This window comes from uncultured Aquimonas sp., assembly GCF_937888285.1.
GTDB lineage: Bacteria > Pseudomonadota > Gammaproteobacteria > Xanthomonadales > Xanthomonadaceae > Aquimonas.
On sequence record NZ_CALART010000013.1, the window covers coordinates 40,615 to 50,465 of the forward strand.

At 70.8% G+C, this 9,851-nt stretch carries 8 protein-coding genes; 3 read left to right on the plus strand and 5 right to left on the minus strand.

Features of this window, described 5'->3' with window-relative positions; genetic code table 11:
• Positions 1–99 precede the first annotated feature (99 nt).
• The 3 genes from Q0654_RS04385 to Q0654_RS04395 all read right to left on the minus strand — a co-directional run bounded on the left by Q0654_RS04385 (position 100) and on the right by Q0654_RS04395 (position 3,665).
• Positions 100–1,425, minus strand: a complete 1,326-nt coding sequence (locus Q0654_RS04385; protein WP_298850867.1) for an N-acetylmuramoyl-L-alanine amidase — start codon at positions 1,423–1,425, stop codon at positions 100–102.
• Positions 1,426–1,590: 165 nt separating this feature from the next.
• Positions 1,591–2,082, minus strand: a complete 492-nt coding sequence (tsaE, locus tag Q0654_RS04390; protein WP_298850869.1) for a tRNA (adenosine(37)-N6)-threonylcarbamoyltransferase complex ATPase subunit type 1 TsaE — start codon at positions 2,080–2,082, stop codon at positions 1,591–1,593.
• Positions 2,079–3,665, minus strand: coding sequence for an NAD(P)H-hydrate dehydratase (locus Q0654_RS04395; protein ID WP_298850870.1), 1,587 nt, complete (start codon positions 3,663–3,665; stop codon positions 2,079–2,081). Before Q0654_RS04395 ends, tsaE begins: the two co-directional genes overlap by 4 nt.
• 99 nt (positions 3,666–3,764) lie before the next feature.
• Here Q0654_RS04395 and Q0654_RS04400 point away from each other — a divergent pair, with 99 nt between their 5' ends.
• The 3 genes from Q0654_RS04400 to Q0654_RS04410 are packed head-to-tail and all read left to right on the plus strand — an operon-like array spanning position 3,765 to position 7,420.
• Positions 3,765–4,766, plus strand: coding sequence for an extracellular solute-binding protein (locus tag Q0654_RS04400; protein ID WP_298850872.1), 1,002 nt, complete (start codon positions 3,765–3,767; stop codon positions 4,764–4,766).
• On the plus strand, positions 4,750–6,369 hold the full coding sequence (locus Q0654_RS04405) for an iron ABC transporter permease (RefSeq protein ID WP_298850874.1): 1,620 nt from the start codon (positions 4,750–4,752) through the stop codon (positions 6,367–6,369). The genes Q0654_RS04400 and Q0654_RS04405 overlap by 17 nt, the downstream gene beginning before the upstream one ends.
• Positions 6,359–7,420 (plus strand): ABC transporter ATP-binding protein, encoded by a 1,062-nt coding sequence (locus Q0654_RS04410; RefSeq protein ID WP_298850876.1) that lies wholly within the window; start codon positions 6,359–6,361, stop codon positions 7,418–7,420. The genes Q0654_RS04405 and Q0654_RS04410 overlap by 11 nt, the downstream gene beginning before the upstream one ends.
• Positions 7,421–7,578: 158 nt before the next feature.
• Here Q0654_RS04410 and Q0654_RS04415 read toward each other — a convergent pair whose 3' ends face one another.
• Together Q0654_RS04415 and ilvA are read right to left on the minus strand one after the other, a co-directional pair.
• Positions 7,579–7,884 (minus strand): hypothetical protein, encoded by a 306-nt coding sequence (locus Q0654_RS04415; protein WP_298850878.1) that lies wholly within the window; start codon positions 7,882–7,884, stop codon positions 7,579–7,581.
• A gap of 106 nt (positions 7,885–7,990) precedes the next feature.
• Positions 7,991–9,568: a threonine ammonia-lyase, biosynthetic gene (ilvA, locus tag Q0654_RS04420; protein ID WP_298850880.1), complete on the minus strand. Its 1,578-nt coding sequence runs from the start codon at positions 9,566–9,568 to the stop codon at positions 7,991–7,993.
• Between the last annotated feature and the right edge of the window lie 283 nt (positions 9,569–9,851).

Here is a 9,851-nt window from a genome sequence, read left to right on the forward strand (position 1 = left end):
CGCCCCAGTCGCACGAGTCCTGGATCCCCGCCTTCGCGGGGATGACGACCACATGTTTCTTCGAGAACACCTGGCCCGCCACGCGGGGCTGAGCAGCTCTCAGGCGCCAGGAATCTGCAGACGGTCGCCCACCCGCACCACGTCGCCGCGCAGGCGGCCGGCGTTGGCGGCACGCAATCGCGCCAGCGGCACGCCATGGCGCACGGCAATCGCGCTCAGGGTTTCACCGCGGGCGACGATGTGCTCGCGCGCGCGCTCAGTGGCGTTGGAGGCCACCCAGGTGCCGGGCGGCGGCTGCAGGCTGAAGAAGTCGCGGATACCGTCCGCCACCGCCGCAGAAAGGCGCGTGCGGTAGGCCGGATCATTGAGCTTGCGCTCTTCGCCCGGATTGCTGATGAAGGCGGCCTCGACCAGCATCGAAGGCACGTCGGGCGAGCGCAGCACCACGAAGTTGGCGCGCTCCACCGCCGGCTTGTGCGCCTTGCCAACACGCTTCAGCGCATTCAGCACCTGGTTGGCGGCGTCTTCGGAAGCCTTCATCGTCGCGCTTTGGGCGAGGTCCAGCAGCACCGCGGCCAGGGTGTTGTCCTTGTCGTCGAGCTTGACGCCGCCGACCAGGTCGGCCGCGTTCTCGCGGTCGGCCAGCCAGCGCGCGGCCTCGTTGGTGGCACCGCGGGTCGACAGCACGTAGACCGAGGAGCCAGCAGCGCTGGAGCGCGGCGCGGCATCGGCGTGGATGGACACGAACAGATCGGCCTGCGCCTCGCGCGCCAGCCGGTAGCGCTGCTCCAGCGGAATGAAGACGTCGGAATCGCGGATCAGCACGGCCTTGTAGCCGCGCATCGCATTGACCTGGCGGGCGACTTCGCGCGCCACCGCCAGGGTGATGGTCTTCTCGAAGGTGCCGGCCGGACCGATCGCGCCGGGATCGCGGCCGCCGTGGCCGGCATCGATGGCGATGACGATGTCGCGATCGCTGCTGGGCAGGGCGGTCTGTACCGTGCGTGCCGGCGCCTGCGCGACCGCCGGCGCTTCGCTCGGCAGATCGATCACCAGCCGATGGCCGCGGCCATCGCCGGGCGGCTCGATGAAGCTGCGCGGACGCACGCCGCTCTGCAGATCCAGCACCACCCGCAGGTCGCGACCGTTCTGCACGCCGGTGCGCACGCGCTGCAGCACGCCGGGGCGGAAGTCGGGCACGCGGGCGCCACGGCCCATGCTGGCCGACTTCAGATCGATGACGATGCGGTGCGGGTTCTCCAGCGCGAACAGCTTGTAGTCGACGCTGGCCGAGAGGTCGAGCACCAGCCGGGTGCGCTCCTCGCCGGTGGCGACGCGCAACTCGCGCACTTCCACGGCGCCGGCCGCGAACGCGGCCAGGCTCAGCAGTACGAGCAGTGCGGATTGGAGCCATCCCCTTGACATGGCGCACATTCAAGCCGAAGCCGAGCTGCCATGCAAGACAAAAAACGCTTGGAAATCCGCCAGATGCGCGTGCTTTCTCGACTGGGGTTCAACTCTGGTGCAGGCAGCCCCCGCATCGGGCGCCGCTGCAGGCCCGGTGCGCGCAGGCCAAGTGTTTGAAAATATTCACTTTCGCTCGGCCAGCGCGGTCAGCCAGTCGGCGCCCAGCGGGCTCAGCGCCTCGAGTTCCGCGCGCCGGCCCGCCCCCGCTACGGCAAGACGGATCCGCAGGTCGGCGGCCGGCAGGAAGGCCGCACCGCGGTCCGGCCACTCCACCAGCCAGAGACGCGCGCTGTCGACGAGTTCATCAAGGCCGAGGAAGGACAGCTCTTCCGGATCGGCGATGCGGTAGAGATCCAGATGCGCGACCTCGCCACGGTCGACCGGGTAGCGCTCGATCAGGGTGTAGGTCGGGCTCTTGATCGCGCCCTCGACGCCGAGCGCGCGCAGCAGGGCGCGGGCCAGGGTGGTCTTGCCGGCACCGAGGTCGCCTTGGAGATGCACCACCGCGCGCGCAGGCAAGGTGGCGGCGAGCCGCTGGCCAAGCTGCTGACTGGCCGCCTCATCCCCCAGATCGAGGACGAGCGTGCCCGTCGACGAGGATGATCGAGCACTCATCGCGGGGTCTCCAGCGGACGATTCAGCACCTGCCGAAGCAGCGGCAGCAGGTCGGAGGGCAGCAGGCCGCGCTCACCCTCGGCCGCGGCAAGATCACCTGCCGCCGCATGCGCGAGCGCGCCCAGTACGGCCGCATCGAAGGGTTCGAGCCCCTGTGCGATCAGCGCCGCGATCACCCCGGCCAGCAGATCGCCCATGCCGCCGACCGCCATGCCCGGGTTGCCGGCATCGATCACCCGCGGCAGTTCGCCCGGCGCACCGACCAGGCTGCCGGCGCCCTTCAGCACCACCGGACATTGGTAGCGCTGCACCAGATGCGCCAGCGCGGTGTAGCGGTCGCGCTGAACTTCCGTGGTGCTCACACCGAGCAGGCGCGCGGCCTCGCCCGTGTGCGGCGTCAGCACGGCCTGCGCACAGGCGCGCGGCGCCTGCGCCAGCAGGTTCAAGGCATCGGCATCGAGCACGCAGGGCCGATGCGCGACGAGCACGCGCTCGAACAGGGCATGCCCCCAGTCACCCTGCCCCAGCCCGGGCCCCAGCGCGATGACGGTCGCGCGCTCAAGCAGGGGATCCAGCTCGCTGGCCGCTTCGACCGCGCGCACCATGCACTCGGGCTGCGCGGCCACCAGCGCCGCGGCATGCGCCGCGCGCGTGCCGACGCTGACCAGCCCGGCCCCGGCGCGCAGCGCGGCGCGTGCGCACAGCAAGGCCGCGCCTGCCATGCCGCTGTCGCCGCCGAGCACCATCACATGGCCGCTGTCGCCCTTGTGCGCATCGATGCGTCGACGCGGCAGGGCGCCGGCCAGCGCGCGTGCCTCCAGCGCGATCGCCTGCGGCTCGAAGTCGGCGCTGGGGCCCGGCGCGTCCATGCCCTCGGGCAGCAGCGGCGCCAGTCGGCGCTCGCCCGACAGCGCGCGGCCGGCGCCGGTATACAGCCCCGGCTTCGCCGCGACGAAACTGATGCTGAGGTCCGCCCGCACTGCCACGCCCGGCGCCTCGCCGCTGTCGGCGCGCAGGCCCGAGGGCAGGTCCACGGCCAGCACCGGCCGCTGCGCGGCGTTGATCGCCTCGATCAGATCGGCATGCGGGGCACCCGGTGCACGCGTAAGGCCGAGGCCAAACACGGCATCGACCACCACATCGGCCAGCGCCAGGCTTTCCGCCGCCAGCTCGGGATCGTCCTCCCAGACCTCGCGGCGGCCGCGCCATTCGCGCCGTGCGCGACGCGCTTCCTCGCTGCCACGCGCCTCGTCGGCGCGCAGATGCACCACCCAGGCGTCGTAGCCGGCCGACTCGGCCAGCCGCGCCAGCACCCAGCCGTCACCGCCGTTGTTGCCCGGTCCGCAGACCACGGCCAGGGTGCGGGCCCGCGGCCAGCGCTGCTTGAGCGCATCCAGCGCGGCCCAGGCCGCGCGCTGCATCAGGGCGTAGGCGTCGCCATCCAGCGCCTCGATCAGGCGCGCATCGATCGTGCGCACCGCGGCTTCGGCGAACAGTTCGGTGGAATCTGCGCCGAAGCGCGGTAGCAGCCGGCTTCCTGCGGCCGCACGCGGGCTGGCATGCTTCGGGGTCTCAGGGTTCATGGGTCGCAAGTGTACGCACCGGCTTCAGGCACATGGACCGTACACGCCCAGCTGGATAACATCGATTCTCATTTCCAGCCCCAAGACCCAGGCCCTCCCATGCGCTTCCGCCTCCCTGCCCTCGCCGCACTCGTCTTCGCGCTGTCGCCCGCCGCCCAGGCCGCCGACCTCGTCGTCTATACCGCCCGCAACGAGCAGCTGGTCAAGCCCCTGTTCGAGCGCTACACCGCCGAGACCGGCGTCAAGATCGAGTACCTGACCGACAAGGAAGCGCCGCTGATGGCGCGTCTGCAGGCCGAAGGTGCGCGCACCGAGGCCGATGTGTTCATGACGGTCGACGCCGGCAACCTCTGGCAGGCGGCCCAGCTCGGCCTGCTGCGCGCGGTCGACTCGCCGGTGCTGGAGGCCAATATCCCGGCCCATCTGCAGGACCCGGAAAACCGCTGGTTCGGCCTGTCGGTGCGCGCCCGCACGCTGATCTACAACACCGACAAGGTGCAGCCCTCGGAGCTCAGCACCTATGAAGCCCTGGCCGACGCGCCGTGGAAGGGCCGGCTGTGCCTGCGCACCTCGAAGAAGGTCTACAACCAGAGCCTGGTCGCGACCCTGATCGAGAACCACGGGGCCGAAGGCGCTGAAGCCATCGTTGCCGGCTGGGTCGCCAACCAGGCCGCGCAGCCCTTCGCCAGCGACGACGAGGTGATCCAGGCGGTCGGCGCCGGCCGCTGCGACGTCGGCATCGTCAACACCTACTACTTCGGTCGCCTGAAGCGCGACAACCCGGCCCTGCCGGTGGCGATCTTCTGGCCCAACCAGGGCGAGGGCCAGCGCGGTGTGCACGTCAATGTGTCCGGCGCCGGCATCACCACCCATGCCAAGCGACCGGAAGCCGCGCAGGCCTTCCTCGAATGGCTGTCGGCGGGCGATGCGCAGTCCAAGTTTGCGTCGGTCAACCTGGAGTTTCCGGCCAATCCGGCGGTGGAAGTCGATCCTGCCGTGGCCGAGTGGGGACCCTTCCGCCAGGACCTGATCAACGTCTCGCGCGCCGGAGCGCTGCAGGTGCAGGCGACCCAGCTGATGGACCGTGTCGGCTACCGCTGATGCGATGCCGCTCGCGCCGCCGATGCGGCGCGGGCGGTTCGGCGGACTGAGCCTGCTGGCGCTAGCGCTGTGCCTGCCCAGCGCCGTGCCTCTCGTCGCTGCGCTGGCAGCGCTGTTCAATCCCGACCCCGAGATGCTCGGCCACCTGTGGCAGCACACGCTGCCGCGGGTCGGCGCCAACACCTTCTGGCTGCTGCTCGGGGTGGGCCTGGGCACTGTCCTGCTCGGCACCGCCTTGGCGGCGCTGATCGCGCTGACCGACTTCCCCGGCCGGCGCTTCTTCCGCTGGGCGCTGGTGCTACCGCTGGCCTTGCCCGGCTATGTGTTCGCGGTGGCCTTCATCGGCCTGTTCGACTACAGCGGCACCTTCGCCAGCCTGCTGCGCGAGCACGGCCTGCTGCTGCCCGAAATCCGCTCGCGCGGCGGCGTGATCGCGGTGATGACGCTGGCGCTGTTTCCGTATGTCTACCTCGTCGCCAGCGATGCCTTCGCCAGCCAGGGCGCGCGCGCGCTCGAAGCCGCGCGCGCTCTCGGCATGTCGCCTCAGCGCGCCTTTCTGCGCGCGGCCCTGCCGCTGGCGCGCCCCTTCATCGCCGGCGGCGTGCTGCTGGTGCTGATGGAAACCCTGGCCGACTTCGGCACCGTCGCCGCCTTCAACTACGACACCTTCACCAGCGCGATCTACAGCGCCTGGTTCGCCATGTTCTCCACCGACACTGCCCTGCAGATCGCGGCAGTCATGCTGCTGGCAGTGATCGCCCTCGTGCTGCTGGAAGCGCACTCGCGGCGCCGCCAGTCCTTCGTGCAGCTGGGCGCGGTGAACGCCGCGCGCCTGCCGATGGGGCGCTGGCGCTGGGCCGCGACCGCGTTCTGCGCCCTGTTGCTCGGGCTGGCCTTCGTGCTGCCGGTGGCGCGGCTCGGCTGGATCGCCGCGGCGCATCTGCACGAGCTCGACGCGCGCTACTTCGAGTTCGTCGGCAACGGCCTGCTGCTGTCGGGGATGGCGGCGGCGCTGACCGTGGCGGCGGCCCTGGTGCTGGCGCTGGCCGCGCGCGAGCAACCGGGCCTGCTGAGCACACTGGCTTTGCGCATCGGCACCGTCGGCTATGGCCTGCCTGGCGCGCTGCTGGCGATCGGCCTGTACGTGCCAGTCATCCGCGCCAGCGGCTGGCTGCTGGATCGTCTGCAGATCGACATGGCCCTGACCGGCGGCCTCGGCCTGCTGCTGATCGCCTACGGCGTACGCTTCACCGCGGTCGCGCATGCGCCAGTGTCGAGCGCCCTGCTGCGCGTGCGCGAGAGCCATCTGGAAGCCGCGCAGCTGCTCGGCGTCACCGGCCTGCGCCGGCTGCGCCAGGTGCACTGGCCGCTGTTGCGAGGTGGCTTGGCCACCGCTGCGCTTCTGGTGTTCGTCGATGTGATGAAGGAAATGCCGATCACCCTGATGATGCGCCCCTTCGGCTGGAACACCCTGGCCACCCGCGTGTTCGAGCTGACCAATGAGGGCGAATGGCGGCGTGCGGCGCTGCCGGCGCTCAGCATCGTCGCGGTTGGCCTGATCCCCGTACTCCTGCTGACGAGGCGCGCCCGCGATGCGGCTTGAACTGATCGACTGCGCGGTGGGCTACGACGGTCGCGCCGTGCTCGCCGGCGTGAATCTTGCCGTCGAAGCCGGGGAGATCGGCTGCCTGCTCGGCCCTTCCGGCGCCGGCAAGACCAGCCTGCTGCGCGCCATCGCCGGCTTTGCGCCGCTGTACGCCGGACGCATCCAGAGTCTCGCGGCAGACGCCGAACCGCACGTGCTGAGCGGCCCCGGCGTGCAGCTGCCGCCGGAGCGCCGCGACATCGGCATGGTCTTCCAGGACCACGCCCTGCTGCCGCATCTCACCGCGCTCGGCAACGTGATGTTCGGCCTGTTCCGCCTGCCGCGCCGCGAGGCCGAGGCGCGCGCGCGGCGCATGCTGGCCCTGGTCGGCCTGGCCGGCTTCGAGCCGCGCTACCCGCACGAACTCTCCGGCGGACAGCAGCAGCGCGTGGCCCTGGCCCGCGCGCTGGCCCCGCGGCCGGCCCTGGTGCTTCTGGATGAACCGTTTTCGAGCCTCGACCCCGACCTGCGCGAGCGGCTGGCGCTGGACGTGCGCGCTGCGCTCAAGGCCGAAGGCGTGGGCGCGCTGCTGATCACCCACTCGCAGGTCGAGGCCTTCGCCATGGCCGACCGCATCGGGGTGGTCGCCGAGGGCGCCCTGCAGCAGTGGGACAGCGCCTATGCGCTCTACCACCAGCCGGCCAACGCGATCGTCGCGCGCTTCATTGGCGAAGGCGTGTTCGTCGACGCCACCAGCCTCGGCGGTCAGCGTCTGCAGACCCCGCTGGGCGAGGCGCGCACGCCGCGCAACGGCCACGCACCGGGCCAGCGTCTGCAGCTGCTGCTGCGGCCGGATGATGTGGTCCACGACGACGCCAGCCCGATGCAGGCGGAAGTGATCGCCCGCGCCTTCCGCGGCGCCGATTTCCTCTACACCCTGCGGCTCGACTCCGGCGAACGCCTGCTCTCGCTGGTGCCCAGCCACCACGACCACGCCATCGGCCAGCGCATCGGCATCCGGCTGGATCTGGAGCATGTGGTGGTGTTTGAAGCGGGGATTCGGAATTAGGGATTGGGGATTCGCACCTCGGCGTTGGCGAGGAAGAGGGCTCTCTTCCCGCGGGGCGGTGTGGCTGCACGACAGAGCGGCAGTGACCGCTGCACCCTTGGAGCTTGCGTGCCAGGCACGAGATCACCGCCCCCTGGCGAATCCCCAATCCCCGCTCCTCACGCCGTCCCCGAACCCTCGGCACAACCGCGGGCGAGATCACTGTCGACCTCGTCCTCGTGCAGCAGGGCGCGGGCGACATCGAGGGCAGCGTCGATGACCTCGATACGCACGGTCACTTCGCTGGACTCGCGCGAGGTGTTGACCAGGATGGCCCGACCGGGCCCCGTGATGCGGCCGGCCAGCACGTCACGCGGGCCGACGATGCCGCGCTCGATGTCCATCACGGTGTAGCCGCCTTCGGTGCGCACGACCACGCGGCCGGTGTTCGGGTTCATGCCGCATACGCTGCCCTGGCTGCTCATGGCGATCTCCTCTCGTCTGGCTGGACCCGATGTGGGACCCAGCCTAGCCGAAACAAGTCGTGCTGCAAGTGCACAGCGGGCACGGTTCAGCCCCTGTCCCGGGCGATCAGCCAAGCAGCAGGCGGTAGGCCGGATTCTCGGTCTCGTTGCTGTGCGGATAGCCCAGGCCGGCGAGGAAGCGGTCGAAGGCGGGGCGATCGTCCTCGGGCACCTGCAGGCCGACCAGGATGCGCCCGTAGTCGGCGCCCTGGTTGCGGTAGTGGAACAGGCTGATGTTCCAGTCCGGGTTCATGGCCGAGAGAAAGCGGATCAAGGCACCCGGCCGCTCGGGGAAGTCGAAGCGGTAGACCCGCTCGTCGCGCGCCAGCAGCGAGCGCCCGCCGATCATGTGCCGCAGGTGCAGCTTGGCGAGCTCGTCGTGGGTCAGGTCCAGCGCCGGGAAGCCCTCGTCGGCGAAGGCCTGGGCCAGGGCCTCGGCCTCGCCCGGCCCGCGGGTGCTGATGCCGACGAAGATGTGCGCGGCCGAGGCATCGCCGATCCGGTAATTGAACTCGGTGATGCCGCGCCCGCCCAGCAGGTTGACGAAGCGGCGGAAGCTGCCGCGCTCCTCGGGGATGGTCACCGCGAACAGGGCCTCGCGCTGCTCGCCGACCTCGGCGCGCTCGGCGACGAAACGCATGCGGTCGAAATTGAGGTTGGCGCCCGAGGCCACCGCCACCAGCGCCTCGCCGCGCAGGCCCGCACGCGCGACGTACTGCTTCATGCCGGCGATGGCCAGGGCACCGGCCGGCTCCAGCAGGCTTCGCGTGTCCTCGAACACGTCCTTGATCGCCGCGCACAGGGCATCGGTGTCGACCCGCAGCACCTCGTCGAGATGCAGCCGGCACAGGCGGAAGGTTTCATCGCCGACGCGCTTGACCGCGGTGCCGTCGGAGAACAGGCCGACATCGTCGAGCGTGACCGGATGTCCGGCTTCAAGCGAGCGCGCCATGGCGTCGGAGTCCTCGGTCTGCACGCCGATGACGCGCACCTCCGGCCGCAGCGCCTTGACGTAGGCGGCGACACCGGCCGCCATGCCGCCGCCGCCGATCGGCACGAAGATCGCGTGCAGCGGCCCGGTGTGCTGTCGAAGGATCTCCATCGCCACCGTGCCCTGCCCTGCGATCACATCCGGATCGTCGAAGGGATGCACGAAGGTGTAGCCGTGCTCGCGTTCCAACTCGCGCGCATGCGCGGCGGCATCGCTGTAGGAATCGCCGATCAGGACCACCTCGACGTTTTCGCCCCCATGCCGGCGCACCGATTCGATCTTCACTGCCGGCGTGGTCACCGGCATCACGATCACCGCACGGCAGCCCAGCTTGCGCGCTGCCAACGCGAGACCCTGCGCATGGTTGCCGGCCGACGCCGCCAGCACGCCGCGGGCCCGCGCCTCGGCCGAGAGATGCACCATCTTGTTGTAGGCGCCGCGCAGCTTGAACGAGAACACCGCCTGGTTGTCCTCGCGCTTCAGCCAGACCGTGTTGCCGAGCCGCGCCGACAGCCGCGGGGCGTGATCCAGCTCCGACTCGCGCGCGACCTCGTAGACGCGCGCGGTGAGAATTCGCCGCAGGTAATCCAGCGCCGGCGCGGGCGCGATCTGCGCCTCGGGTCTGGGCGTGGACGACAGCGGCTGCGCGGGCATGGCGGAATCCTTAAAGTCTCGTGAAGGAAGCTCCGAGACTACGCCGACGGCAGCGTGCCGCCCCTACGACTTCGGTGGAGGGCGACGAATTGGCATAGAGCACGAGAGCCGGGATTGGGAGTGAGGCGGCTCGCTTGCACGGCACTGCCGTGCGAGACGCCGAACGCCCGAGCGCTGTGCGCGAGGGCCGGGCCGGAGGCAGGCGGCTCGCTTGCGCGGCACTGCCGCGCGAGACGCCGAACGCCCGAGCGCTGTGCGCGAGGGCCGGGCCGGAGGCAGGCGG